Here is a 25,777-nt window from a genome sequence, read left to right as displayed (position 1 = left end):
TACTGCCCACTCCTGAAGATCGTTTAACTCAGAACCGGGCGAACGAGCGCACCGGCATCCGCGGGCCGTAGCGCGGGGCCATCAGACCGCCCATCGCGAACAGGTCGCAGACCCGGCCCCGGTGCCCCCGGAACGGCTCGAGCAGCTCCAGCATCCGCTCGTCGGTGCCGCGTGGCTCGCCGGCCAACGCGTACGCCACGGTGTTGGGAATGTGGTAGTCGCCGACGCTGACCGCGTCCGGGTCGCCGAAGGCGGTCCGGACCACCTCGGCCGCGGTCCACGGACCGATCCCGGGCAGCGCGGTCATCCGGCGGGTGGCCTCGGCCGAGTCGGCGCACTCCTCGAGCCGGGCGGCGACCAGCGCGGCCCGCAGCAGCGCCTGGGTGCGCCGCTGCTCGACGCCGAGCGGATGGAACTCCCAGTAGGGCCGGGCCGCCACGGCGGCCGGATCGGGCGGCAGCACCAGCGGCACCGGCCCGGGTGCGGGTTCGCCCAGGTGTCGGCAGATCTTCCGGTACGACCGGTGCGCCTCGGTGCCGGTCACCTTCTGCTCCAGGATGGCCCGCAGCAGCCGGTGGAACACCTGGCCGGTGGCCGGCATCCGCACCCCGGCGAAGGTCTTGGCCAGCCGGGCGACCAGCGGGTTGCGCCGGGCCAGCTCGGCGAAGCCGGTGACGTCGTCGCGCAGACCGGCGATCGCGTCCGCCCGGTCGAGCACCCAGGAGGCCCCGGGCCCGTGCCCGGTGGCCACCAGCTCGCCGCCGGACCGGGCCAGGTGCAGGGTCGCCGGGCCGTCGGGGGAGCGGACCGCGAGCCACAGCTCGCCGTCGCGGAACAGGCCGCACGGGTCGTGCTTGGGCACCAGCAGGGACCGCACCGACGCGCCGAACTGGTACCGCTCCGGCGGCGTCAGGCGGCGGCTCACCTCGGCGGTCACCCGCAAACTGTGCCACGTCAGGGCCGGTTTGACGAGCCTCGCTCCGGTGCCGGACAAGCCGATGGCCCTGTCCCCGGTGCTGGGGTCAGGGCCATCGGGCGGTGATCGGATCGATCACCCGGTTGCGGAGCGGTGCCCCGGGTGGAGGCCGGGCAGCCGCGGTTCTCGTCCGGCAGGGGGAAGGACGGGCCGGCGGACCCGAAGGGGGGTCCCGGATCGGCACCGTGGGTAGGTGCCTCTCCGGTTCGGGCCCGCCGGGCGACTGTGCTCCGCGAGCAGAAGACGAATCAGCGCACCCGGATCCGCACCACGTCGAAGGCCGGGGTCTGGTTGGCGCGCTCCATCATCGGGATCCGGTGCGAGCCGTCACCGGCCCAGGACGCGCACTGCGCGGTGCCGGACTGCGGCAGACCCGGCACCTGGATGGTCACGCTGTCCGGGGTGCGGCCGCCCTTGCTGTCCTCGGTCGCCACGAAGAACGCCGGGACGCCTTCCGGGGTGGGCGCCTCGTTGGTGCTGGCCAGCATCCGGCACGCGGTGTGGAAGTGGCCGCGGACCAGGCCGTTCTGCAGGACGCTGGACTCCACGTAGTAGCCGCCCTGGCCGGCCGCGAGGAACCGGTCACGGATCAGGTTCCGGGTGCTCACCTGGAGGGTGAAGGCCTGGTTCCGGTTGATCACGCGGGGCGCTTGGGTGATCAGCAGCGACGGGTTGTTGGCAGCCGAGCCGACCTCACCGAACTCGGTGGAGACGCACCGGTCGCCCTTCTGGAAGCCGTCGTGCCGCGGCAGGTTGCTGGTGTCGCAGCTGTTGGTCAGGATGCCGAGGCCGGCGCCGGGCGGGGGCGCGGTGGGCGCGGCGGTCGCGCCGCCGTTGTTGCCGCCGTTGTTGTTGCCCCCGTTGTCGCCGCCGCCGGTGTTCCCGCCGTTGTCGCCGCCACCGTTGTTGTTGCCCCCGGTGTCGCCACCGCCGTTGTTGTTCCCGCCGGTGTTGCCACCGTTGTTGTTCCCGCCCGTGTTGCCGCCGTTGTTGTTGCCGCCGTTGTTCTGGCCCTCGGTCGGCTCGCCGGAGGCCGGAGCGGAGGCGCCCTCGGAGGCCTCACCGGTGGCGGGGGCGCTGGCCGGCGCGCTGGTCGCGGCGCCGCCGTTGTTGTTCCCGCCGGTGTTGTTGTTGTTCCCGCCGGTGTTGTTGTTGTTCCCGCCGTTGCCGCGGTTGCGGCGCCGGTTGGTCTGGTTCTCCGCGTTGGCGACGTTCTTCATCACCCAGTCGCGGCAGCGGGCGCGCACCTGCTCGGTGGTCGCCACGTCCCCGGCCCCGTCGTCCGGGTGCTGGGTGACCGCGCCGTTGTTGGTGGTGTACGTGCCACGCCGGGTCTGCGTGGACAGCTTCGTCTGACCGCCGGCCTTCAGGTTGTCGCAGGCCGCCAGCGCCGACTTGGTGTTGGTGCTGGTGCTGGCGCTGGAGATCTGGGTGACCGTGACGATGCCGCCGAACGCCGCGAGCGTGGCCGCCACGGCGATGATCCGGCGACGCCCGCTGAACCACGTGGGGTTACTGGCGCGCCGGTACTTGGACCTTCGCATGGGTGACACCTTTCTTCGTCGCCGTCGGGGCGATGTCTCTCGGGGCTACCGCGCGCGGAAGATGCGCATCGTGGTGATCACGCCGATCACCAGCGCGGCGGCAAGGACGAGCAGGATCACGGTGTTGCTGAGACCCGGCACTCCGCCGCCGTTGGTGGCGGCGGCCAGCATCTGGTTGTCGATCGGCACCGGGCCCTTCTGCCCGGTGGCCGGGGCCGGTGCGGTGGGCAGCCCGGCGTAGTCGACGATGCCGCTGCTCTCCAGCAGGGTCATGTGGGTCATGACGAACTGGTTGGTCTGCTGAGCCAGCTTCCGGACGGTGTCGTTGCGAGTCGTCGCCCGGATGGTGGCGATGGCCGGGAAGATCTTCCCGTGCGCGGCGCGGAGCCGGTCGACGAAGATCTGGTCGAACTGCTTGCCCTCGGCGGCCTGCATCTCGCTCAACCAGAACTGCTGGTCACCGTTGGGCTTGTTGGGCAGGTCGATGTTGAGTTTCTTGGCCGCCAGCCGGTCCAGGCTGTCGAGGGCGACGTGCTGCGCCGCGATCGACTTGCCGATCTTGACGATGTTCGGGTCGTCGGACTTCTCCTGGGCCATGTTGCCGGCCGGGATCTCCCAGAGACCGGCCAGCCGTACCTTGATCACGAAGTCGGCGTCAGCGGCGCTGACCGTTCCCCTCGCGGTGTCGGTGAGCCCGGTGTTCGGCGGCACCGGCACCGCGTCGTCCGCGCGGGCCGGGCCGGCCGGCGTCAGCATGAAGGCCAACGTGACGGCCGCGGCGCCCATCAGCCAGGACTTCATCTTGGTCATCTGCGGTTCCTCAGTAGCTGTAGTCGCTGCCGGAGTCGCCGGCGTCGCTGGAGTCACCACCCGCGGCGTCCGCGGGCGGTGCGACCGGCTTCGAGATCTTCGGGAGGCAGGTGAGGTTCTTGGTGCCGGCCGGCGTGATCACGAACCACTTGCCGTTGACGTTCTGGCCCTTCCAGTCCCCGGGCTTCTTGTCGCCGACGTAGCGGTAGAGCGGCCAGCCCTTGAGGGTCAGCTGCTTGGTGCCGTCCGCCCGGGTGACCGTGCCGACCAGCTTCTGGTCGACGCCCTTGAGTTTCGGCTTGCCGTCGTTGGTCACGGCCGGCGGCCAGACCTTGGCGCAGTCGCCGTTGCAGTTCGACTTGGACGGGTCGTCGCCGTCGTTGTCGAACCGGTAGAGCACGAAGCCGTCCTGGTCCTCGACGACCTTGCCCATCTTCGGCACCGAGCTGCCGGTGAGCGACTTGGTCACCAGGTCGTCGGCGACCTCGGAACCGGCGTCGCCGGGGGCCGGCTCGGCGGTGGACGCCGGGTCGGCGGCGGCCGCGTTCGGGTCGACCGCGCCGCCGGTCGCCTCGGCGCCGGGGGTGGCCGCCACGTCAGCTGCGGCGGGCTCAGCGGCGTTGCCGTAGTCGGCCGTGTCGAGTCCGGCCGGCGCGCAGCCGGGTAGTGCGACCATCGCAGCGAGCGCCGCAACGGCGACCATCAACTTGCGCTTCTCCGGTACCACTGGGTCCTCCAGCTGATCGATACCTCTGCCATTTCCGCGCAGTAGTACGGGATGTGCGCGGTGGCGGTTGAACATTCGGCTCGATCAAATTGGGGAATTTTTGTTTGAACCCTGGCGGGGTCCCGGTCCGTATAGAAATGGCCCGAGCAGCGAAAAAGGGCCCAGCCGGAGTCGGCTGGACCCTATTCGTGATCGGACGATTACGGAACGCTGATCAGCGTCTCCCCGGTCCCGTTCGCGGTCAGCTCCTGCACCTGCACGTGGGCGATGTCCTCGCGCGGGGTGCCGGTGGTCGCCTGCAGCAGCAGCGGCGACGGGTTGGCGGCGGTGCCCCAGCCCTTCTCGCCGATCGTCCAGGTGGCCACCCGCTCCGAGGTGCCGTCGGTGTGCACCAGGACCAGCCCGCAGGTCTTCGGGCCCTTGATGTTGGAGACCGCGAAGGAGACCTGGGTGCCCCAGTCCTTCTTCTCCAGGCCGACCACGGTGGCCACGCCGGTCCGCGAGTCGGTGCCGTTGTAGTTCTGCCCGGGCAGCGGGAGACCGCCGATGCCGACGCCGTCGCTGTCCGGCAGCGGGTCGAGCTTGTCGCTGCCGCGCTGGGCGATCTGGCCGGGGTCCTTGGCGGTGCCGCCGCCGAGCCACTTGCCGCCGGCGAAGAGCGCGCCGATCGACAGCATCGCGAAGATGACCACCGCGGCGGCGAGCGAGTAGAGCCGGCGGCTGTTGGCCCGCTGCCGCTCCACCTTCACCTCACGGAACATCTTGTTCAGCAGGATGCCGTCCTGCTCGGACTTCTCCGCGGCGAGCAGCGCCTCCGCGTCGACGTCGGCCAGCGCGTCCGCCACCTGGACGAAGGACTCCAGCTCGAACGCGCACTGCGGGCACTCGATGAGGTGGTCCTCGAACCGGGCGGCGTCGCGGTCGTCGAGCACGCCGAGGGCGTACGACGCGACGTCGTAGTGCTCTTCCTGTGTCATTCCGTCACCCCCCGCTGCTGCAGAGCGGTACGCAGCGCACGCAGAGCGTAGTACACCCGGGACTTGGCGGTGCCCAGCGGAAGGTTCAGGACCTCGGCCGCCTCGGGCACCGTGCGGCCCCGGAAGTACGTCTCGATCAGGATCTCCCGGTGCGAGTGGCTCAGCTGGCGCAGCGCGTCCGACACGGTCATCGACTGCAGCACGCGATCGGTCTCGTCCGAGGTGGTCGGGAAGCTCTCCAGCTCCCGGTCGTAGGTCTCGGCCGGCCGGGCGTTGGCGCTGCGGTGCTCGTCGATCGCGATCCGCCGGGCCACCGTGACCAGCCATGGGCGCAGCGACTGCTGGCCCTGCGCGCCGAGCCGGTGCGCGTTGCGCCAGGCCCGCAGCAGGGTCTCCTGCACGATGTCCTCGGCCCGCTGCCGGTCGCCGCCGGTGAGCCGGAGCACGAACATCAGCAACGGCCCCGCGTGCTCCTCGTAGAGCATCTTGACCAGCGTGTCCTCGTGGCTGGCACTGCTGGCCGGCGCCTCGTGGCGAGCCGTCTGGCGGGGGATCACCGAACCGTCATCCTGCGCACCACGGCCTCCGTCGAGTGCTTGCCACCTGTTTCCGGAGTGTCGCGCCATCACACGCACCCTCTCCGGCGTGAGCCGCTTCTCGGCCACCGCATGCATCGATACCTCCGCCCGGACCTTTCCCCGTCGCCTGAGATACGGCTGGGGGGCCCGGCCGGGATCAAAGCCGGCGCGAGATTTTCCGGGACACTCGGTCTCAAGGGTCCTCCGCTGTGATGACGATCGTGACGGCGTGCCGGTCGCGGATCATGGGGGATTGATCTACGCCGATTCGGACGCCAGGTAAGGCGGAATGATACTCAGTAGTACAGGGGTGGAGACACGGCTGTGGAAATAATTTCGCCCGACCAGGGAGAGCGCGATCTCGCTCCGTGAGCGATCCATTCCACTGGGTGTTGGTGGATGAGTATTGTGTGGTGAATGGCGCGCTCCCGGGACCGTTCGGAGGATGCCCGGATATCTCTTGGACTCTTTCGGGCGACACCCGGTGGGGAGCGCTCCCATCTTTCGATCTTGCAGCTCTGGCGCGTGTCGATCCGGTAAGCGATTGTTTACCGGAACGCCGCGGCCGGCCCCGGCGACAGCTGGTCCGGACCTTTTGCCCAGGCGCTCCGGTGAATTTCGCGCGACGGCCTTATCCGTACCGGCATGCGGTCGGAGGTCCCGGGAAATGGGAAACCCGTCGGGGATGCCTCATCGTGAACGCGCGGACGCCAGAGCCAGCGCCCGATGCAACACCCGGGAATCGCCGAGCATCCCGCGCAACCGCCGCTCCAGACCGGCGATCGGCACCAGGTTCTGCGGGGCCCGCGGATCCTTGTACGACGCCGAGGCGAACCTCGGCAGCGTCGCCCCGGACAACCCGGCCAGCTCGATCGCCTGCTCCACGCTCAGCTCCGGGGAGCACTCCACCCGGACGATCCCGGACCACGGCGCCCCGGTCCCGTTCGGCAGGCGCAGGTACCACGACCAGCCGCCCCAGCGGGTGCCCAGGTGGAAGACCGGGGTCCGCTGGCCGGCCCGCAACCGGGGCACCACCGCCTCCTGGGCGGCCGGCAGATAGCGGCTCTTCTGCGTCTTGATGTAACCGATGGTGCGCGGCAGCTGCCGCCGGTCCCGCAACGGGCCGTCCACGATCAGCAGATCGGCGCCGTCCGACCCGCGGGAGCGCGCCTCCGACGAGATGTCGATCTCCAGCGCGGTCAGCGGGCCCTGCACCGCGGCCTGCAGCTTGCTCGCCTCACCGGTCCCGGCGATTCGGTGGATCTCGTAGTGCACCGAGCCGGCTTGCACGCCGGAGACCGACGGGCTCGCGGTGAACAGGCCGCGGCCGACCCGGGCGGCCACCAGCTCGGCCGCGCCGTGCGCCAGGTCGCAGCGGACCACGCCGGCCGCGAACGAGGCGGCCAGCCCGGCGAACGAGGTGCCGTCGTCCTCCGCGGTCCAGATCTGCGCGTCGTTGCGCCGGACCCCGTCGACCAGGAACACCACGTCCGGGCGGCGGGTGCCGGCCGGCACGTCGACCGGCGCCCACTCGGCGGCCGGCACCTCCACGTCGACGTCCACCTGGGCGCTGCTGGGCGAGGCCGGCCCCTCGCCGTCCCCGCCCTCGAAGGAGGCCCCGTACGCCGGGTCCCACGCGTCGACGAACATCCGTGTCACAGGCCGACCCTCTCGACGTGCGCGGTGCGTGCGTCCTTGTGCACCTCGAACCGGACCGGTACCCGTTCGGCCAGGGCGTGCACGTGGGTGACCAGCCCGACCATCCGGTCGCCGCGGGCGGCCAGATTCTCCAGGGTCGCGGCGACCACGTCGAGGGTGGCCGCGTCCAGGGTGCCGAAGCCCTCGTCCAGCACGATCGACTCCAGGCTGGCCGCCGTGGTGCTCATCCCGGCGAGCTGCTCGGAGAGGGCGAGCGCGAGCGCCAGCGAGGCCTGGAACGTCTCGCCGCCGGAGAGCGTGCGCACGCCCCGGCGCAGCCCGGCGTCGTGGTGGTCGATCACGAAGAACTCGCCCTTGTCGTGCATCAACTCGTACTGCCCGCCGGTGAGCTCGCGGAGGATCCGGGAGGCGCCGTCGACCAGCAGGTCCAGCGCCTCCTCCAGCAGCCAGCGCTCGAAGTTGTTCGCCCGCAGGTGCCCGGCCAGCGACTTGGCCACCCGGCCGGCCTGCTGCAGGGCCATCCGCTGGTCCTGCATCTCGCGGGCCTGCTCGAGCCGCTCGACCAGGCGCTGCCAGGCCGCCTCGGCCCGCTCGGCGGTGACCGCGGCGGCCCGGATCAGGGTGGCCTCGGCGTCGGCCGCAGCCACCGCCGGCGGCTGGATCCCGGCCTCGGTGAACAACGCGGTGATCGCCGCCTGGGCGCCGGCCGTGGCCTGGTGCGCGGCGCTGACCGCGGCCTCCGCCTCGGTGCGGGCCGCGGACCGGGCGGCGTGCTCGGCCCGGGCCCAGTCGACCAGGCTCTGCCAGGCGGCGGCCAGGTCGTCCCGGTCGGCCGGCGGCGGCTGGAACCGGGCCAGGCCGTCGCGCACCTCGTCGAACCGGCGCCACGCGGTGCGCTGCTGCTCCTCGGCGGCCCGGACCGCGGTCTGCGCCGACCGCAGCCGGTCCCGGGCGGCGCGGACCGCGCCGGTGGCGTCCTCCAGCCGGCCCTGCAACCGGCCGAACTCGGCGAGCTGCTGCTGGATCGCCTCCACCCCGGGCAGTCCCTGCACCGCCTTGCGCACCTCGGCGAGCCGGGTCAGGTGGTGCTCGTACTGCCCGCGCTTGCGCTCCAGGTCGGACTCCAGGTTGCGAGCCACCGCGTCGCGCTGCTGCCAGCGGGCGGTGGCCTCCTCGGCGGCCTGCCGGGCGGCCGCCCCGGCCGCCTCGGCCAGCCGCACCGCCGACTCGCGCGGCACCTCCGGCACCACGGTGACCGGTTGCTCGCAGACCGGGCAGTCGTCACCGGCGGTCAGGTGCCCGCGCAGCGCGGCCGCGCGGTCCCGCTGCTGGGCGTCGCGATAGTCCTGCCGGGCCTGCTCGAGCAGCTGCTGAGCGCCGATGTGCTCGGACTCGGCCAGGTCGGCCGAGGCGCGCGCGTCCCGGCACTCCACCTCGGCGACCGACACCGTGCCGGCGAACCAGCCCTCCTGCTCGGTGAGCCGCTCCAGCTCGGTGTACCGGTCCAGGGCCAGCCGCAGCGAGCCGGCGTCGCCGGCCGCGGTCAGCTCGCCGCGGACCTTCTCCTCGGCCTCCTCGGCCTCGTGCACCGCCTCGGCCGCCTCGGTGGCGGCGGTCCGGGCCGTGGTGATCGCGGTGGTCGCCTCGGTCAGGTTCGCCGGGGTGCGCACCGACGCCAGCAGCCGCAGCTCGGCGTCCAGGGTGTCGCGGGTCTCCCGGGCGTCCTCCTCGGCCGCCCGGGCGGCGCGCAGCCCGGGCACCGCGGCCTCCACCGCGGCGGTCAGCTCGCGCATCCGGCCCAGGTGCCCGGCGGCCTCCTCGACCGCCTCGTCGGTGGCGTCCTCCAGGGCGACCAGCGCCTGGTCCACCACGGTCAGCTTGGCCTCCGCGGCCTTGCTCCGCTCGGCCGCCTTGACCTGGACCTGCTCGTACATCTGCAGGCCCAGCAGGTTGACCAGGATCTGCTGGCGGGTGGCCGGCTTGGCGTGCAGGAAGTCGGCGAACTGGCCCTGCGGCAGCACCACGCAGCTGGTGAACTGCTCGTAGGGCAGGCCGACCGCGTGCAGCACCGCGTCGTCCATCTCGGCCGGGACGCCGGCCAGCACCTCGCCGAGGTCGGCTAGGTCCATCCCGGTGTCCAGCTTGGTCACGTCGAAGCCGGCCGGCATCAGCTGCAGGCCGGCGCCGGACGTCTTCACGTTGCCCCGGCCGTCGCGCCGGACCACCCGGGTCGCGACGTAGCGGTCGCCGGCCGACTCGAAGACCAGGCGGACCCGGGCCTCGGTGGCCGACGGGGCGAGCGCGTTGCCGATGCCCCGGGCGCCGCCCCAGCGCGGGACCTGGCCGTAGAGGGCGAAACAGATCGCGTCCAGCACCGTCGACTTGCCCGAGCCGGTCGGGCCGACCAGGGCGAAGTAGTCCGCGTCGGTGAAGTCCACGGTGGTCTGGTCACGGAACACCGTGAACCCGGACATGTCCAGCCGGATGGGCCTCATTGGTTGCTGCTCACCTCGTCGTACAGCTCGTCGAAGAGCTCGCGGACGCCCTCCTCGGCGTTGCCGCGACTGTCCAGGTAGTCGCCGAACAGCTCGCGGGGGGAGCGGCCGGCGCGTTCCGCCGAGCGGGCGCCCGCGCGGTCGGGCAGCATGTCCGGGTCGATGCGGACCTCCAGAGCGTTCGGCAGCAGCTCCTGCACGTCCTCGCGCAGGCCGGGGCGGGGCGCCTCGCGCACCAGGACACGCAGCCAGGCGTCCGGAAGGTTCACCGTGGCGAGCTGGTCCAGCGTGCCCCGGACGGTGCGCAGGGTGAGCGCCGAGGTCACCGGCACGTCCCGGACCTGAGCCGCCTTGTCCACCCCGACCTCGACGATCGCCACCGAGCAGACGTTCTCCTCCTCGCCGAAGTCGATGGCGAGCGGGCTGCCGGAATAGCGGACCGGGCACGGGCCGATCACCCGCTGCGACCGGTGCAGGTGACCGAGCGCGACGTAGTGCGTGTTCTGCGGGAAGATCGTGGAGGGCACCGCGTAGCCCATGATGGTGTGCGCCTCGCGCTCGCCGCCGCCGGTGCTCGCCCCGACCATGGTCAGGTGCGCGGTGATCAGATTGACCACGCCGGGCTCGGCGAACGACTCGCTCAGCTTGCCGATCAGGCGGGCCATCAGATCGGCGTACGTCTGGTTCGCCTCGGCCTCGGTGAGCTCGTACATCTCGGCGGCCCGGACCGCGTACCGCTGGGAGAGGAACGGCAGCGCGATCAGGCGCCACCGCTCGCCGCCCTCGGTGGTGCCCTCGATCAGCAGGTCGCCGAGGCTGTCCCGGACCGAGCCGCGCAACTCGATGCCGGCCGCGTCGGCCCACGGCCGCAGCGCGTCCAGGGCCTGGCCGTTGTCGTGGTTGCCGCCGATCGCCACCACCCGGGCACCGGTTTTCCGCAGCGCCGAGAGCGCCCGGGTGACCAGGCGGGTGGCATCCGCGGTCGGCGCGGCCGTGTCGTAGAGGTCACCGGCGACGATCACCAGGTCGGGTTTCTCCGCCCGGGCGATCTCCACCACCTGGGCGAGCACCTTGATGTGCTCCTCGTGCCGGTTGCGGCCCTTGAGAACCTTTCCGACGTGCCAGTCGGAGGTGTGCAGGATGCGCATCGAGAGAACCTTAGACCTAGAACGGGATGTCGTCGTCGGCCGATCCGGCCCGCCCGCCGATCACCGCGAACGGGTCGGCGGACTGCACGATCGAGCGGAGCGACTCGGCCGGCGGGGGACCGGACTCCGACTTGCGGGTGGCCCACGCCGGGAACGGGAACTCCACGCAGAGCGGGACCGGGATGTCCGGCTGGTTGACGAACATGGTGCCCGGCCGGGCCAGCAGCGCGCGCTGGCGCATGGCCGGGGGCAGGAAGCCGTACTCCGGGCGGGAGGCCTCGGCCGGGTCGAGCCGGCCGACCACCCGGATCGCCGAGTTGGTGACGATCCGCCGCTCCACCTCGCTGGCGGTCTGCTGCGCGCCGATCAGGATCACGCCCAGCGAGCGGCCGCGCTCGGCGATGTCCAGCAGCACCTCCTTGATCGGGGAGGAGCCCTCGCGAGGCGCGTACTTGTTCAGCTCGTCGAGGACCACGAAGAGCAGCGGGCGGCCGGTGCCGGACTTCTCCTTCTCCTCGAACTCGCTCTTCAGCGTCACGCCGACCACGAACCGCTGCGCCCGGTCCGGCAGGTTGTGCAGGTCGACCACGGTGACCTGGGCGCTGTCCGCGGTCTTGATCTGGTGCGGGCGGCGCTGCGCCAGGTCACCGCGGATCAGCCGGGACAGGTCGCGCTTGCTGCCGATCAGCCGGCGGGCGAACGCGTTCACGGTGCCCATGTTGATCGCGCTGCCGGCCCAGATCGACCGGGTCTCGTCGTCGGTGAGCTGATCGACGATGTGGTCGACCAGGTCGCCGTAGGACCCGATCCGGCGGCCGTCGATGCTGATCCCGCCCTCGGCCGGGACCGCGAACCGGTGCAGGTGGGCGGTGACCGAGTGGACCACCATCGTGTACTGCTGGCGCTCGTCGTCGGCGTCGGCGAAGACGTAGGGCAGCAGCTTGGCCGAGCAGAACTCGTCGAGCGTCCAGTAGAACGCGTCCACCCCGGTCAGCCGGCCGCTCACGTCCGGGGCACCGGACGGGTCGCCGGCCCGCGGCGGAGCGTAGACCCGGACGTCGGTGAACGGGCTGTCCGGCAGGTCGAGCAGTTTGTAATAGGCCCGGGTCTGCTCGTCCAGCTTCGTGTTCGGGTGGTCGAGGAAGAGCAGGTCCTCACCCTTGACGTTGAAGATCAGCGCCCGTGCGTTCGCCCCGTCGGCGCCCAGCTGGCCGGAACGGAACACCGAGTAGAGCAGGAACGTGGCGAAACTGGTCTTGGTGGCCACGCCGGAGATGCCGGAGATCGAGACGTGCGCGCCGCGGGTGCCGTCGAGAAAGTCCGCGTTCAGGAAGACCGGGACGCCGTCGCGGCCGGTGCCCATCGGGACCCGGCGCTCCATCCGGTCGAAGTGCAGGGCGGCGTCGCGGTCCGCGCCGGAGGCCCGGTGCACGACCGCGCCCGGGGCCGGCGGCACGTAGAGCTCCGGATCGACCCGGGTGGTGGTGATCTCGGCCGCCTCCTGGACCATGGCCGGCAGCGTGCCGTCGGCGATGGCGAACACGTCCGAGTCGAACTGCGCGCCCTCGTGCCGGGCCCGGACCTGGGTGACCACCCCGGCGATCGTCACCGGCTCGCGGTCCGGCAGCTCACGCTGGGTCACCACGACGTCGTCGAGCTGCAGGTAGCTGCCCGGGGCGACGGCCGTCCAGAACTGCAGCGGGGTGGCATCCGCGGTACCCAGCACCCGCCCGACCGGGTTCAAGTCCGGGTTGTCACTCTGTTTTCCGCCGCGGACGGGCCCAGTTTCGTCAGACACGCCGATCATGGTGCCTCAGGGGTACGACAGATTGCCCGTCGGTGGGTCACCCGGTCGGGTTTTCCACAACTTCTGGTGTTCATCCACAGAGTTATGCACAAGATCTTGATCAATCGACGGAGGCGCGCCCGGGTGGCACACCATCCGGTGGGCCCCGCTCAGCGGCTCCGGGCGTACCTGAGGAACAGCATGTCGTCCCGGGTCAGTGCGTGCCGCAGCGACATCGGCCGAGGCGGTGCCGGCGGACCGGTGGCGATCCGGCCGGCCCGGCCGCCGACCAGCAGCGGCGCCATGGTCAGGCACAACTCGTCGACCAGATCCGCCGCGACCATCGAGCCGAGCAGCGCCGGGCCGCCCTCGCAGAGCAGCTGGGTGGCCCCGCGCCGGTGCAGCAGCCGCACCCCGGCGGCCAGGTCGACCCGCTCGTCGCCGACCGCGACCACCTCGGCCACCTCGGCGATCGGCGAGGCCGGCGCGGCCCGGCAGGTCAGCACGATCGGCCGGACCGGCGCGTCCGCGAAGACCAGCTGCGCCGGGTCCAGGTCCAGCGACCGGGAGACGATCACCATGAGCGGGAACTCCGGCAGCCCCCGCTCCCGCCGCCAGGCACGCGCGTCGGCGGTCAGCCGCAGCGCGTCGTAACGCTCCGCGCGCACCGTGCCGGCCGCCACGACGAGGGCGTCGCAGACCATCCGCAGGGTGTCGAAGACCTCCTTGTCACCGGGCCCCTGCAGGCCGGCGGAGAGGCCGTCGACGGTGACCGCCCCGTCGGCGCTGGCGATGAAGTTGACCCGCAGCACCGGCCGGTCGTGCCGCGGATAGCGGGCGACCAGCCCGTCCCGGTCCGCCGGCAGCGTGCTCACGGTCCGGGCCGCCTGGTCCTCGGGCGGCGTGCTCACGGTCCGGGCGGCCCGGTCACCGGCGGGACCGGCTCGGGCTCGCGGTGCTGGCAGTCACACCACGATCCACCCTTGCACTCGTCGTGCCGCCGCTCCCGGCAAGGCTGGCAGATCATCCCTCGACTCTAGGCCCAGCCTGGCACGCACGGCCCGCTTCCGCTTCCGGCCGCCCCTTTCCGGTACGCCCCGAGCGCTCCCGATGTCCGGTTTCCGCTGGATTCCCCCGCTCCCGGGCTGTCCAGCCGAGTGACGGCTTGGTCGTCCACAGCGGCCGGTTGTCCACAGCCGCATTCGTGATCTTGCAGATTTCTCGGGACACTCGCCTTCGTGGGTGGGCTGCCCCCTGGAGGGCGGGGACGTGTCCGACACCCGACACGGAGTGGGGGCGGCGCAGCTCGGTCCGCTTACGCTGCGTTGTGACTTACGGCATATCTTGCTCGGCTTGACGGTCGGGACATGACCACGCAATGGGTCCGAAACGCCGGATCGGCAGGGTGAGAAGCCAGGACGGCGGCACCGGTCGTCCGCGACGGGAGGAGTTCCATGTTGCTGCGGGTTCGAGTCACCCTGCCGGACCGTCCCGGCGCCCTCGGCCAGGTCGCGCGCACGCTGGGCGTGGCCGGCGCGGACATCGTGCAGGTCGTGGTGCTGGAGCGGCTCGGTGGGCGGGCGGTCGACGACTTCACCGTGGTCTGGCCGGGTGCGGCCCGGGTGGAGCGGCTGCTCGCCGGGCTGGCCGCGATCCCCGGGGTCCAGGTGGACGGGGTGTGGAAGGCGATCGGCGCCCCGGTCAACGGTGGGCACGACGCCGAGCTGCTGGCTCAGATCGCAGCGAACCCGGCGGACGGGCTGGCCACCCTGGTCGACGCGGTGCCCGGGCTGCTCGCCGCGGACTGGGCGGCGGCCGCCGTGGTCCCGGCCGACTGGGCGGCGCGCAGCGGCGCCAACGGGGTCGGCGGCGGGCCGCGGGTGACCTATGCCAGCTGGCGTGCCCCGTCGCCGCTGCACCTGCCCGAGGTGACGCCGCTGCGGGCCCGGCCGTTCGCCGAGCCGGGCGGCGCGCGGTACGCGGTCGCCCCGTTCGGCCGCGGCGGGCTGGTCCTGCTGGTCGCCCGCACCGACGAGGACGACCTGCCGGCCGCCGCGTTCCACGTCACCGAGGTGGACCGGGTGGCCCAGCTGGTGCGCGCCGCCGCAGTGATCCTGGGCGACCGGCTGGACGCCGTGACGCCCGCCACGATCGCCCAGGTGTGATCGTCCTAACCCGGAAAATCGCAGCTCAGGCAATAACACGGCAACAACGCCGGGGCACTCTTGAGGCAGAGCGAAAGGAGTGCCCCGCATGGCGTTGTGGCGTGTCCGGGCCACGGTCGACGACCGTCCCGGCTACCTGTCCGTGCTGACCGCGAGTCTCGCCCTGAAATCGATCAACATCCTGGCCGTCCAGGTGCACACCACCGAGGCCGGTGCGGTCGACGACTTCCTGGTCGACGCCCCGGAGGCGATGACCGAGGCGGATCTGCTGGCCGCGGTGACCAAGGGGCGCGGCCGGGACGCGTTCGTGGCCCGCGCCGAGGCACAGGGCCTGGCCGACCAGCCGACCCGCGCGCTGGCGCTGGCCGGCCGCCTGGTGCACGAGCCGGAGGCGCTGGGCGAGACCCTGGTCGCTCTGCTCGACGCGACCGACGTGCGCTGGCGCCCGCGGCCGTCCGCCGAGGCGCCCGGCGTGCACGGCGGCCGGATGACCCTGACCGACCCGGCCGGCGGGTCCTATGAGGTGCTCCGGGCGCTGCCCGCGTTCACCCCGGCCGAGTTCGCCCGGGCGCAGGCCCTGGTCGAGCTGGCCGCCGGCGTCACCCGCCACCAGCGGGAGACGGTCACCCTGATGCTGCCCGACGGCGCCGAGGTGACCGTGCGCCCGGCCGGCGCCGACGACCTGCCGGCCCTGCGTGAGCTGCACGACCACTGCTCGGCCGGCACCCTGCGCCGGCGTTACCTGGGCGTGGCGCCCGGCGAGTCCCGGCTGCGCCGCCTGCTCGAGCCGGCCGGCGGGGTCACCCTGCTCGCCGTCACGCCGGGCGGCCGCGCGGTGGCGACGGCCAGCCTGTGCGCCGAGGGTGAGCTGGGCGAGATCGCGATCCTGGTCGAGGACGACTGGCAGCGCCGCGGCCTGGGCACCGCCCTGCTGCGCCGGCTGCGCGTGCACGCCGAGCGGGCCGGGTTCGCCGCCCTGGTCGCGCACACCGCCGCGGACAACGTGGCGATGCTGCGCACCCTGCGCCGCCTCGGCCACGGCCCGCTGGAGCGCGACGGCTCCCTGGTCAGCGTCACCCTCCCGACGGCCGGTCAGCCGGTCGCCGACGAGACTCCCGCGACGTCGAGTTAGCGGGTGAGAGGGGCGGCGGGTTCTGGTTCAGGCCCGCCGCCCAGGGCCTTCCGGCGCACCGCCCCACCGCGGAGCCCTCGGCTGGTCGTCATGGGTGTCTCGGAGCACCGGAAACACCCCTGAGCGCCAGCCGATTGCCGCAGGGCGAGCCCTGTCCGGGTCACGGTAAGCGGAGGCACCCTTGGGCGCCAGCCGACTGCCGCGAGGCGGGCTGCGGTCCGAGCGCTGCGTGGGTCACGGCTCCGGCTGGTGGTGACGGGTGTCTCGGGCGGGTGGAGGCACCCCTGGGCGCCAGCCGGCTGCCGCGAGGCGGGCTGCGGTCCGAGCGCTGCGTGGGTCACGGCTCCGGCTGGTGGTGACGGGTGTCTCGGGCGGGTGGAGGCACCCCTGGGCGCCAGCCGGCTGCCGCGAGGCGCGCTGCGGTCCGAGCCCTGCGTGGGTCACGGCTTCGGCTGGTGGCGATGGGTGTCTCGGGCGGGTGGAGGCACCCTTGGGCACCAGCCGGCTGCCGCGAGGCGCGCTGCGGTCCGGGCCCTGCGTGGTTCACGGGTTCGGCTGGCGGTGATGGGTGTCTCGGGCGGGTGGAGGCACCCCTGGGCGCCAGCCGAGTGCCGCGAGGTGGGCTGGGGTCCGGGTACTGCGTGGGTTACGGGTTCGGCTGGTGGTGAGGGGTGTCTCGGGCGGGTGGAGGGACCCGTGGGCGCGAGCTGACTGCCGTGAGGTGGGCAGGGTCAGCTGTGGCGTATGCCGTGTTCGACGCAGGTCGCTGACCAACCGGTGGGGACCACCTGCACCTTCATCCGGCGGCGGCAGTCCGGGCAGAAGCGCGGCGGCTCCAGCTCGCGGGCCGCTGTGCACGCGCCGTGATCGCCCGTGGCAGCGGGCTCGCCGCACCGATCGCAGTACGTCAACTCGTGGATCTCTTCCTCGCGGACGGCCGATCAGAAGGGGTGGGCTCGCTGGGCGGCCGATCCGGGACCGGCCGCCTCGCGGTAGCCGTCAGAAGGTGGCGGACAGCGACTTGACCGGCATCTTCAGGTCCTGGAGCAGCTCCAGGTCGGCGGTTGCCGGGCGGCCCAGCGTCGTCAGGTAGTTGCCGACGATCACCGCGTTGATGCCGCCGAGCAGACCCTCCCGGGTGCCCAGGTCGCCGAGGGTGATCTCGCGGCCGCCGGCGTACCGAAGGATGGTCTTGGGCATGGCCAGCCGGAAGGCGGCGATCGCGCGCAGCGCGTCCTTGCCCTCGACCACCGGGCGGTCGCCGAGCGGGGTGCCCGGGCGCGGGTTCAAGAAGTTCAGCGGGACCTCGTGCGGGTCCAGCTCGGCCAGCTGCGCGGCGAACTCGGCGCGCTGCTCGACGGTCTCGCCCAGGCCGAGGATGCCGCCGCAGCAGACCTCCATGCCGGACTCGCGGACCATCGTCAGCGTGGACCAGCGCTCCTCCCACGAATGGGTGGTCACCACGTTCGGGAAGTAGGACTTGCAGGTCTCGAGGTTGTGGTTGTAGCGGTGCACGCCCATGTCGACCAGGTCGTCGACCTGCTCCTGGGTGAGCATGCCGAGGCTGGCGGCGACCTGGATGTCGACCGCCTCCTTGATCGCCTTGACGCCCTGCCGCATCTGGTCCATCAGACGCTGGTCGGGCCCGCGCACCGCGGCCACGATGCAGAACTCGCTGGCGCCGGTCGCGGCGGTCTGCCGGGCGGCCTCCACCAGGGACGGGATGTCCAGCCAGACGGCCCGGACCGGGGACGCGAACAGCCCCGACTGGGAGCAGAAGTGGCAGTCCTCCGGGCAGCCGCCGGTCTTCAGCGAGACGATCCCCTCGACCTCGACCTCCGGACCGCACCACTTCATCCGCACGTCGTGGGCGAGCTGGAGGAGCTCGGGCAGGTCCTCGTCGGGCAGCTGCAGGATCTCCAGGATCTCGGCCTGGTCGAGGCCGACCCCGTCGGCGAGGACCCGGGCACGTGCCCGGTCGAGGATCTGAGGCATGTCCGTACCCTACAGACTTCCCGGCCCGGCAGAACTGTCGGACGTGAGTGATAGTTTCCGGTTCTCGTGATCTCTGGGGGCGTCGTGGACTGGTTGGGGTCGCTCGATCGCCTGGCCCGCGAGCGGGCCAAGGCGGGGCTCACCCGTCAGCTCCGGCCGCGGCCGGCCGATGACCAGGTCATCGATCTGGCCGGCAACGATTACCTGGGGTTGTCCGGCCACGTCGCGGTGGTCGACGCGGCACGGGAGGCCCTTTCGCGGTACGGGTTGGGCGCCACCGGTTCCCGCCTGGTCCGGGGCAGCACCGACGCGCACGCCGCCCTGGAGTCCGCGCTGGCCGGCTGGCTCGGCACGGAGAGCGCGCTGGTCTTCTCCTCGGGCTACCTGGCCAACCTGGCCGTGATCCGGGCCGCCGCCGCGGTCTGCGACCTGGTCGTCTCGGACGCCTACAACCACGCTTCGCTGATCGACGGCTGCAAGATCTCCGGGCTGCCGGTGACGGTCGCCCCGCACAACGATCCGGCCGGCGTCGCCGCGATCCTGGACGCGCACCCGGGCCGGACCGCGGCCGTGGTCACCGAGTCGGTCTTCTCGGTCGACGGCGACCTGGCTCCGTTGGCCGAGCTGCACGCGGTCACCTCGGCCCGCGGCGCCCTGCTGATCGTCGACGACGCGCACGCGCTCGGCCTGCTCGGCCCGGCCGGGGCCGGCGGGGTCGCGGCGGCCGGTCTGGCGCAGCGGCCCGACGTCATCGTCACCGCCACGCTGTCCAAGTCGTTGGGTGGCGCGGGCGGGGTGATCGCCGGCGCCGAGCCGGTGATCCGCCACCTGGTCGACACCGGCCGCACGTTCATCTACGACACCGCCCCGCCGCCGGCCGTGGTGGCCGGGGTGCACGCCGCGGTCGAGTTGGCCGTCGCCGCCGACGACCGGCGCGCCACGCTGTTCGAGCGGGGCGCCCGGATCGCCGCGCGGCTGCGCGCGGCCGGCTTCCCGGTGGCCGACCCGGCCGCCGGGGTGCTCTCGGTGCCCGCCCCGGGCCCGGAGGCCGCGGTCGGCTGGGCCGCGGACTGCCGGGATCGTGGGGTAGCGGTCGGCTGTTTCCGGCCGCCGTCGACCCCGGACGGCAGCTCGCGGCTGCGCCTGACGGTGAACGCGGGCGTGCCCGAGGCGGACTTCGCCCGGGCACTGGATGTGATCGTGGAGTGCGCACCATGAACGCCGACTCTCTCCGGACCGCCGCCTACCCGGGTGTCGCGGTCACCCCGCTGCCGCGCGGCTGGCGCAGCGGGGGGCACGGGCTGCCCGCCGCGCCGCCGGCCCGGGTGCCCGGCCCGGTGGCCGATCCGCTGCTCGCGCACGGCGGTGGGCACCACATGCCGGACGTCCCGGCCGCGGCCCCACGCGCCGGCGAGCCGCGCGCCGAGGATCCGCGCGGTGAGCGGCGCGCTGAGGACCCACGCGCCGGTGAGCGGCGCGCTGACGAGCGGCACGCGGAGGTCCCGCGCGGCGAGCGAGGCGCTGAGGACCCGCGCGGCGAGCGACGCGCTGAGGACCGGCGCGGCGAGCAGCGCGCTGAGGACCGGCGCGCCGGCGAGCCGCCCGCGGACCCGGACGGCGGGGAGCCGCACCGGGAGGACGTCGGGGGGCCGGCTGAGGGCGTACCGTCGGAGGACATGAGCGAGCCGGCCACCGACGAGCCGACCCCGGCCGCGGCGGATCCGGAGGCGACGCCGCAGGCGGAAGAAACGACGGACGTGGACAAATCGTCCGAGGCGCAGCCGCGCCGTGCCGCCGACCCGCTGGAGTGGCACGGGATCGTCCTGGTCACCGGCACCGACACCGAGGTCGGCAAGACGATCAGCACCGCCGCGGTCGCGGCCGCCGCCCAGGCCGCCGGCCTGCGGGTGGCCGTGGTCAAGCCGGGCCAGACCGGCACCGTCACCGGCGCGCCGACCGACGCCGAGGTGGTCACCCGGCTGGCCGGCCCGGACACGGTGAAGACCCTGGCGGAGTATCCCGAGCCGCTCGCCCCGCTGGCCGCCGCCAAGGTCGCCGAGCTGCCGCCGCTGGAGCTCTACGCGGTGGTCGACGCGATCCGGGCCGAGGCCGACAAGCACGACCTGGTGCTGGTCGAGGGCGCCGGCGGCCTGCTGGTCCCGATGGGCGTGCGGCCCTCCGGCGAGACCTGGACCTTCGCCGACCTGGCCACCACGCTGGGGGCGAACGTGCTGGTGGTGGCCCGCGCCGGGCTCGGCACGCTGAACCACACGGCGCTCACCCTGGAGGCGCTCAGCCGCCGCGGCGTGCCGGCCAAGGTGATCCTCGGCGCCTGGCCGGCCGAGCCCGAGCTGGTTCACTGGGCCAACCTCAGCGAGCTGGTCCCGCACCTGGTCGGCGCGCTGCCGGCCGGCGCCGGATCGATGGATCCGGGTGTCTTCCGCCGTTCCGCGCCGGGCTGGCTGACCCCCGCCCTGCACGGTGTCCTGGACAACTGGCGGGTCTGGGCGGAAGAGGCGGGCTAGCCGTGTGTCCCGGCACAATTGCGGTGCCGGGAGGTGGTCGAGATGCAGACTGGCGGCGTGACTTTCACCCTCACGATCGACTGTGGCGGCGGCGGGATCAAGGGTTCCGTGCTCGATGACGCGGGCACCATGCGGGCACATCCGATCCGGGTGCCCACGCCGTACCCGTTGCCGCCCGACCTGTTCGTCAAGACGCTGGTCGATCTCGGCACGCAGCTGCCGGCCGCGGACCGGGTCACGGTCGGGATGCCGGGCATGATCCGGCACGGCGTGGTGGTGGCCACCCCGCACTACGTGACCCGCAGCGGCCCGCGCACCAAGGTGGACCCGGACCTGTTCGAGGCGTGGCGCGGGTTCGACGCCCGGACCGCGCTGGCCGAGGCGTTCGGGCTGCCCACCCTGGTGCTCAACGACGCCGAGGTGCACGGCGCCGGGGTGGTCGCCGGGACCGGGTGCGAGCTGGTGCTGACCCTGGGGACCGGGCTGGGCTGCGCCCTCTTCGACGGCGGCGAGCTGGCTCCGCACCTGGAGATGTCGCAGGCGCCGGTGCGCTGGGGGATGTCCTACGACACCTACATCGGCGAGCACGAGCGCCGCCGCCTGGGTGACGCGCTCTGGTCCCGCCGGGTCCGCAACGTGGTGGAGGGCTTGCGCCCGGTCTTCCTCTGGGACCGGGTCTACCTGGGCGGTGGCAACTCCCGGCTGATCACTCCGGCGCAGCTGGCCCGGATGGGCGACGACGTGGTGGTGGTGCCGAACACGGCCGGCATCGTCGGCGGCGTGCGTGCCTGGACGCTGGGGCAGCGGTGACGCCCGCGGCTCTCCTGCTCGATTTCGGCGGGGTGCTCGCCGACTCCACCGGGCCGTTCCGGGCCGCCCCGCCCGAGCTGGTGCTGCGGATCTACAACCTGACCCGGGGCGCGCTGCAGCCCGGGCAGATCCAGCGGGCGCTCACCGACGGGGCCGCCGCCCATGCCCGCTGGCGGGACGAGGACCATCCGGACGAGCTGTCCCAGGCGGAGGTCTGGGAGCGCTTCGTGATCAAGGGCTGGCCGCCGGCTGCCGCGGTGCCGGTCCGCGGCGCGATCGGCAAGCTCAGCTACGACTGGGCGCGGCGCGACGACTGGGCGCTGCGTCCCGGCATCCCGGAGGCGCTGGCCGCCTACGCCGCGGCCGGCGTCCCGATGGCCGTGGTCAGCAACACGCTCAGCGGCGCCGCGCACCGGGACTACCTGGCCAAGACCGGCTTGAGCCACTATTTCGCGGTGCAGGTCTACAGCGACGAGGCCGGCGTCCGGAAACCCAACCCGCAGATGATCTGGCTGGCCACCGACGCGCTCGGGGTGGCGCCGGCCGGCTGCTGGTTCGTCGGGGACAGCCGGCGGCGGGACGTCGCCTGCGCCCGCCGCGCCGACGTCGCCCGGGCGATCCTGATGCCGTCCGGGCGGGCCGACCCGCCGGGAAGCCCGGACCCGGATGTCATCGTCGAGGACGGTCACGCTCTGGCCGCGCTGCTCAGCTGACCACCTGCCAGACCGCGGTGCGGCGGATCGTGCAGCTCTCCAGCGCCTCGGTGACCGGCACGTCGTACTCGGCGCGTTTCACCAGGCCCTCCGGCAGGTAGGCCCGGCCCGGGTCGCCGACCAGCACCAGCGAGCCACGGCCGGCCGCCCGGCGCAGGTAGGGCAGCACCCGGCCGGCCATCTCCCGGCTGTAGAAGACGTCGCCGGCCAGCACCACGCCGTACCGGTCGTCGGTGTCCAGCAGGTCGGCCTCGACGGTCTGCACCGCCACCTGGTTGTCCGCGGCGTTGGCCGCGGCCGCGGCCAGCGACAGCGGGTCGATGTCGTTGGCCACCACCGGGTGCGCCCCGGCCCGCGCGGCGGCGACCGCGACCAGGCCGGACCCGGTGGCCAGGTCGAGCACGCTGCGCCCGGCGACCAGCTCCGGCTCGTCCAGGATGTGCCGGGCGAGCGCCTGCCCGCCGGCCCAGGCGAACGCCCAGAACGGCGGCGGCTGCTCGGCGCCGCCGGCCTCGGTGGCCTCCCAGAGCGCGATCGGCTCCTCGGCCTGCCGGAGGTGGATCTCCGGGATGAACGGGACCGGCGCCAGGACCGTGTGGGCGCGTACGAAATCGAGTAGCACCCGACGATTGTGCCCTTTCCCTCAGATCGGTGATCCCGGAGCCGATCAGGGCGGAGACGGAGGAAGGCGGGAGGGACACGGGATGCCGACGCGGTGGCCGGCGGCCCTCTTCGGCGCCTGGATCGTGCTCCTCGCCGTGGTCTACCCGCTGCAGCCCGCCCTGCACGGCTGGCTGATCCTGGCCGGCGGCCTGTCCGCGCTGGTCGCCGTCCTGGTCGGCACCTACCGCAGCCAGCCGGACGACCGGATGCCGTGGTGGCTGCTGTCCGCCGCGACCGGGCTCTCCGGGCTGGGCGCCGCGATCGGCAACGCCCCCTCGTTCATCACCAACTGGCTGCTCTGGCTGGAGCCGGTCGGCACCGCGCTGCTGCTCTGCTCCTACCCGGTGCTGGCGGTCGCGCTGGCCGGTTTCGTCCGCCGCCGTACCGGCTCGTCCCGGGACCTGCCCGGCCTGCTCGACGCGGCCATCGTCACCTCCGGGGTGGCGCTGCTGGTCTGGACGTTCGTGATCGGCCCGCGGATGTCGGACGCCTCGGTGAACGGCCTGGAGCAGCTGCTGCCGGTCGCCGACCTGCTCTGCCTGGGCCTGCTGATCCGGCTGGCCACGGTGCCCGGCCGGCTGGTCGCCTCCGGCTACTGGCTGGGCGCGGGCACCGGCGCGATGCTGGTCGCCGACGTGGTGCGGGCCTCGGCGCACGGCCAGTTCGCCCTCTACGCCACTGCCGGGATGGCCGCGCTGATCCCGTCGATGGCCGAGCTGACCCGGGCGTCGGCGGCGCCGGCCGCGGAGACCAGCCGGGGCCGGCTGGCCCTGCTCGCGGTGGCCGCGCTGGCCGCGCCGACCGTGCTGATGGTCAAGATGTTCCAGGACAGCCAGGTGGCCGGCCTGTTCCTGGTCGCGGTGCTGAGCCTGCTGATGCTGATGCTGGTGCTGGCCCGGATGTCCGGCATCATGGCCAGCCACCGGCAGGCGATGGCCCGGGAGCGGGCGCTGCGCGAGGCGTCCGCGGCGCTGGTCTCGGCGGCCGACGCCGAGGCGGTCGGGCTGGCGGTCCGCACCACGGTGGCCCAGCTGCTGCCCGGCGACGTGCCGCACGGCGTGGTGCTGGCGATCAGCATCGCCCAGTCCGAGCCGCTGTCGCCGGAGGCGGCCGCGCAGGCCGCGGTGGACCGGGCCACCGGCACCGCCGCCCGGCTGGTGCAGACCCGGGACGTGGACTGGGCGGTCTCGGTCCGGCTCACCCAGTTCGCCGAGACGTTGCGCTGCCCGATGGTGCTGCAGGACCGGCCGACCGGTGATCCGCTGGTCGGCGTGCTGCACGTGGGCGCCCCGGCCTGGGCGCTGCGCGAGCTGCAGCGTTCGGTGGAGGTGCTGGCCGGGCAGGTGGCGCTGGCGCTGGAACGGATCGCGCTCAGCCACGAGGTGGCCCGGCGCAACAGCGAGGCGTACTTCCGGACGCTGATCCTGAACACCGCCGACGTGATCACCATCCTGGACGAGCACGACCGGATCCGGTACGCCAGCCCGTCCGCTCTCGGCGTCTTCGGCGCCGACCCGACCGGCTACCGGCTGCCGGACGTGCTGCACCCGGCGGACCAGAGCCGGCTGGCCGAGGCGCTGGCCGGGGTCCGCGGCGGCGAGGAGATGCGGCTGCTGGACTTCCGGGCGGTCGGGGCCGGGCGGACCGAGGTGCTGCTCGAGATGCATTGCCGGGACCTGCGCGCCGACCAGAGCGTGGCCGGTCTGGTGGTCACCATGCGGGACGTCACCGAGCAGCGGCAGCTCGAACGCGAGCTGACCCACCAGGCGTTCCACGACGCGATGACCGGGCTGGCCAACCGGGTGCTCTTCCACGACCGGCTCAAGCACGCGCTGGCCCGCAGCGCGCGGGACGGCTCGGTGGTCGGGGTGCTCTTCATCGACCTGGACGACTTCAAGATCGTCAACGACACGCTCGGCCACGCGGTCGGCGACCAGCTGCTGATCGCGGTGGCCCACCGGATCGCCGGCTCGCTGCGCGCCGACGACACCGCGGCCCGGCTCGGCGGCGACGAGTTCGCCGCGCTGGTGGAGAACGTCAACGACCCGGGTGCGGTGGAGGAGACCGCGAACCGGATCCTGACCGCGCTGGCGTCCCCGATCGACACCGACGCCAAGCCGCTGCACGCGGTGGCCAGCATCGGCATCACCACCACCCTGGAGGCGGCCGACGCGAACGAGCTGCTGCGCCAGGCCGACCTGGCGCTCTATGTGGCCAAGGGGGCCGGCAAGAACCAGTGGCGGCGCTACCAGCGGCACCTGCACGACGAGATGGTGGAGCGGCTGGAGCTGCGCTCGGCGCTCGACCACGCGGTCAACGAGGGCCACTTCCTGCTGCACTACCAGCCGATCGTCGACCTGGCCTCGGGTGTCGCGGTGGGCTTCGAGGCGCTGGTCCGCTGGCACCACCCGCAGCGTGGCGTGATCACCCCGGACCAGTTCATCGAGGTGGCCGAGGAGAGCGGGCTGATCGTGCCGATGGGCCGCTGGGTGCTCGAGGAGGCGCTGCGCACGGTCGCCGACTGGCGCCGGATCCTGCTGCCCGGCCCGGCGCCCTACGTGACGGTGAACGTCTCGGTCCGGCAGTTCCGCGAGACCGGCTTCGTCGACCAGGTGCGCACCGCGCTGCAGCACACCGGGGTGCCGCCGGAGTCGCTGATGCTGGAGATCACCGAGACGCTGCTGATGAAGGACGACGAGCAGCGGGTCTGGGCCGACCTGAGCACGCTGCGCGAGATGGGCATCCGGATCGCCATCGACGACTTCGGCACCGGTTACTCCTCGCTCGGCTACCTGCGCCAGCGGCCGATCGACGTCGTGAAGATCGACAAGACCTTCATCGACGACATGGTGACCAGTCCGCAGCCGCTCGCGCTGGTCAGCGGCATCGTCACCCTGGCCCGGAACCTGCAGCTCACGGTGGTCGCCGAGGGCATCGAGGACGCGGCGCACCGGGATCTGCTGGTCCGGCTGGGCTGCCCGCTCGGGCAGGGCTTCCTGTTCTCCAGCCCGCTCGGGCCGACCGAGGTGCTGGCCTGGATGACCGGCGCCGCGGCGGTGGCCTGACACTCACGG

At 73.0% G+C, this 25,777-nt stretch carries 21 protein-coding genes; 7 read left to right on the top strand and 14 right to left on the bottom strand.

Features of this window, described 5'->3' with window-relative positions:
- Window positions 1–28 precede the first annotated feature (28 nt).
- From BJY16_RS01160 to BJY16_RS01110, 11 genes are all read right to left on the bottom strand, one after another.
- Complete coding sequence (locus BJY16_RS01160) at window positions 29–943, bottom strand: DNA-3-methyladenine glycosylase family protein (protein WP_221501852.1); 915 nt, start codon at window positions 941–943, stop codon at window positions 29–31.
- A gap of 281 nt (window positions 944–1,224) precedes the next feature.
- Entirely contained in the window at window positions 1,225–2,520 is a 1,296-nt protein-coding gene (locus BJY16_RS01155) for a Pecanex-like protein 1 (protein ID WP_185037277.1), read from the bottom strand.
- A gap of 45 nt (window positions 2,521–2,565) precedes the next feature.
- The gene (locus BJY16_RS01150; RefSeq protein WP_185046208.1) at window positions 2,566–3,321 is read right to left on the bottom strand and encodes a DUF4142 domain-containing protein; all 756 of its coding nucleotides are present in this window, start codon (window positions 3,319–3,321) and stop codon (window positions 2,566–2,568) included.
- 19 nt (window positions 3,322–3,340) lie between these two features.
- The gene (locus BJY16_RS01145) at window positions 3,341–4,033 is read right to left on the bottom strand and encodes a COG4315 family predicted lipoprotein (RefSeq protein WP_185037276.1); all 693 of its coding nucleotides are present in this window, start codon (window positions 4,031–4,033) and stop codon (window positions 3,341–3,343) included.
- Window positions 4,034–4,257: 224 nt separating this feature from the next.
- Entirely contained in the window at window positions 4,258–5,034 is a 777-nt protein-coding gene (locus BJY16_RS01140; RefSeq protein ID WP_185037275.1) for a zf-HC2 domain-containing protein, read from the bottom strand.
- The gene (locus BJY16_RS01135) at window positions 5,031–5,708 is read right to left on the bottom strand and encodes a sigma-70 family RNA polymerase sigma factor (RefSeq protein WP_185037274.1); all 678 of its coding nucleotides are present in this window, start codon (window positions 5,706–5,708) and stop codon (window positions 5,031–5,033) included. The genes BJY16_RS01140 and BJY16_RS01135 overlap by 4 nt, the downstream gene beginning before the upstream one ends.
- Window positions 5,709–6,302: 594 nt before the next feature.
- A complete protein-coding gene (locus BJY16_RS01130; RefSeq protein WP_185037273.1) occupies window positions 6,303–7,271 on the bottom strand; it encodes a hypothetical protein in 969 nt (322 codons plus the stop codon).
- Window positions 7,268–9,766: an AAA family ATPase gene (locus BJY16_RS01125; RefSeq protein ID WP_185037272.1), complete on the bottom strand. Its 2,499-nt coding sequence runs from the start codon at window positions 9,764–9,766 to the stop codon at window positions 7,268–7,270. The genes BJY16_RS01130 and BJY16_RS01125 overlap by 4 nt, the downstream gene beginning before the upstream one ends.
- Window positions 9,763–10,914 (bottom strand): exonuclease SbcCD subunit D, encoded by a 1,152-nt coding sequence (locus BJY16_RS01120; RefSeq protein ID WP_185037271.1) that lies wholly within the window; start codon window positions 10,912–10,914, stop codon window positions 9,763–9,765. Before BJY16_RS01120 ends, BJY16_RS01125 begins: the two co-directional genes overlap by 4 nt.
- Window positions 10,915–10,930: 16 nt before the next feature.
- Window positions 10,931–12,721: an ATP-binding protein gene (locus BJY16_RS01115; RefSeq protein ID WP_239177681.1), complete on the bottom strand. Its 1,791-nt coding sequence runs from the start codon at window positions 12,719–12,721 to the stop codon at window positions 10,931–10,933.
- Window positions 12,722–12,870: 149 nt separating this feature from the next.
- Entirely contained in the window at window positions 12,871–13,575 is a 705-nt protein-coding gene (locus tag BJY16_RS01110; RefSeq protein ID WP_373873469.1) for a pyrimidine reductase family protein, read from the bottom strand.
- 579 nt (window positions 13,576–14,154) lie between these two features.
- Here BJY16_RS01110 and BJY16_RS01105 point away from each other — a divergent pair.
- Both BJY16_RS01105 and BJY16_RS01100 read left to right on the top strand, forming a co-directional pair.
- A complete protein-coding gene (locus BJY16_RS01105; RefSeq protein WP_185037269.1) occupies window positions 14,155–14,865 on the top strand; it encodes an ACT domain-containing protein in 711 nt (236 codons plus the stop codon).
- An 88-nt stretch (window positions 14,866–14,953) separates the two neighbouring features.
- Window positions 14,954–15,997 (top strand): GNAT family N-acetyltransferase, encoded by a 1,044-nt coding sequence (locus BJY16_RS01100; RefSeq protein ID WP_185037268.1) that lies wholly within the window; start codon window positions 14,954–14,956, stop codon window positions 15,995–15,997.
- A 731-nt stretch (window positions 15,998–16,728) separates the two neighbouring features.
- Here BJY16_RS01100 and bsaP read toward each other — a convergent pair.
- Both bsaP and bioB read right to left on the bottom strand, forming a co-directional pair.
- On the bottom strand, window positions 16,729–16,908 hold the full coding sequence (gene bsaP / locus BJY16_RS46810; RefSeq protein ID WP_239177678.1) for a biotin synthase auxiliary protein BsaP: 180 nt from the start codon (window positions 16,906–16,908) through the stop codon (window positions 16,729–16,731).
- A gap of 88 nt (window positions 16,909–16,996) precedes the next feature.
- Entirely contained in the window at window positions 16,997–17,992 is a 996-nt protein-coding gene (gene bioB / locus BJY16_RS01095; protein WP_185037267.1) for a biotin synthase BioB, read from the bottom strand.
- A gap of 84 nt (window positions 17,993–18,076) precedes the next feature.
- On the opposite strand from bioB, the gene BJY16_RS01090 reads away from it, so the two are divergent.
- The 4 genes from BJY16_RS01090 to BJY16_RS01075 all read left to right on the top strand — a co-directional run bounded on the left by BJY16_RS01090 (window position 18,077) and on the right by BJY16_RS01075 (window position 22,040).
- Window positions 18,077–19,210 carry an 8-amino-7-oxononanoate synthase gene (locus tag BJY16_RS01090; protein ID WP_373873468.1) on the top strand — a complete coding sequence of 378 codons (1,134 nt, stop codon included), beginning with the start codon at window positions 18,077–18,079 and terminating at the stop codon, window positions 19,208–19,210.
- Between the two features lie 584 nt (window positions 19,211–19,794).
- Window positions 19,795–20,517 carry a dethiobiotin synthase gene (bioD, locus tag BJY16_RS01085; protein ID WP_185046205.1) on the top strand — a complete coding sequence of 241 codons (723 nt, stop codon included), beginning with the start codon at window positions 19,795–19,797 and terminating at the stop codon, window positions 20,515–20,517.
- 57 nt (window positions 20,518–20,574) lie between these two features.
- A complete protein-coding gene (locus BJY16_RS01080) occupies window positions 20,575–21,327 on the top strand; it encodes an ROK family protein (protein ID WP_185037266.1) in 753 nt (250 codons plus the stop codon).
- Window positions 21,324–22,040: an HAD family hydrolase gene (locus BJY16_RS01075; RefSeq protein WP_185037265.1), complete on the top strand. Its 717-nt coding sequence runs from the start codon at window positions 21,324–21,326 to the stop codon at window positions 22,038–22,040. The genes BJY16_RS01080 and BJY16_RS01075 overlap by 4 nt, the downstream gene beginning before the upstream one ends.
- On the opposite strand, the gene BJY16_RS01070 is transcribed toward BJY16_RS01075, so the two are convergent.
- On the bottom strand, window positions 22,033–22,662 hold the full coding sequence (locus BJY16_RS01070) for a class I SAM-dependent methyltransferase (protein WP_185037264.1): 630 nt from the start codon (window positions 22,660–22,662) through the stop codon (window positions 22,033–22,035). The two genes, BJY16_RS01075 and BJY16_RS01070, sit on opposite strands and share 8 nt — an antisense overlap.
- An 82-nt stretch (window positions 22,663–22,744) precedes the next feature.
- Between BJY16_RS01070 and BJY16_RS01065 the strand changes: the two genes are divergently transcribed.
- Window positions 22,745–25,768 (top strand): putative bifunctional diguanylate cyclase/phosphodiesterase, encoded by a 3,024-nt coding sequence (locus tag BJY16_RS01065; protein ID WP_185037263.1) that lies wholly within the window; start codon window positions 22,745–22,747, stop codon window positions 25,766–25,768.
- Window positions 25,769–25,777: the final 9 nt, after the last annotated feature.

Source organism: Actinoplanes octamycinicus (assembly GCF_014205225.1).
Lineage (GTDB): Bacteria > Actinomycetota > Actinomycetes > Mycobacteriales > Micromonosporaceae > Actinoplanes > Actinoplanes octamycinicus.
The sequence above is the reverse complement of the archived record's forward strand: the minus strand, read 5'-3'. Positions and strand labels throughout refer to the sequence as shown.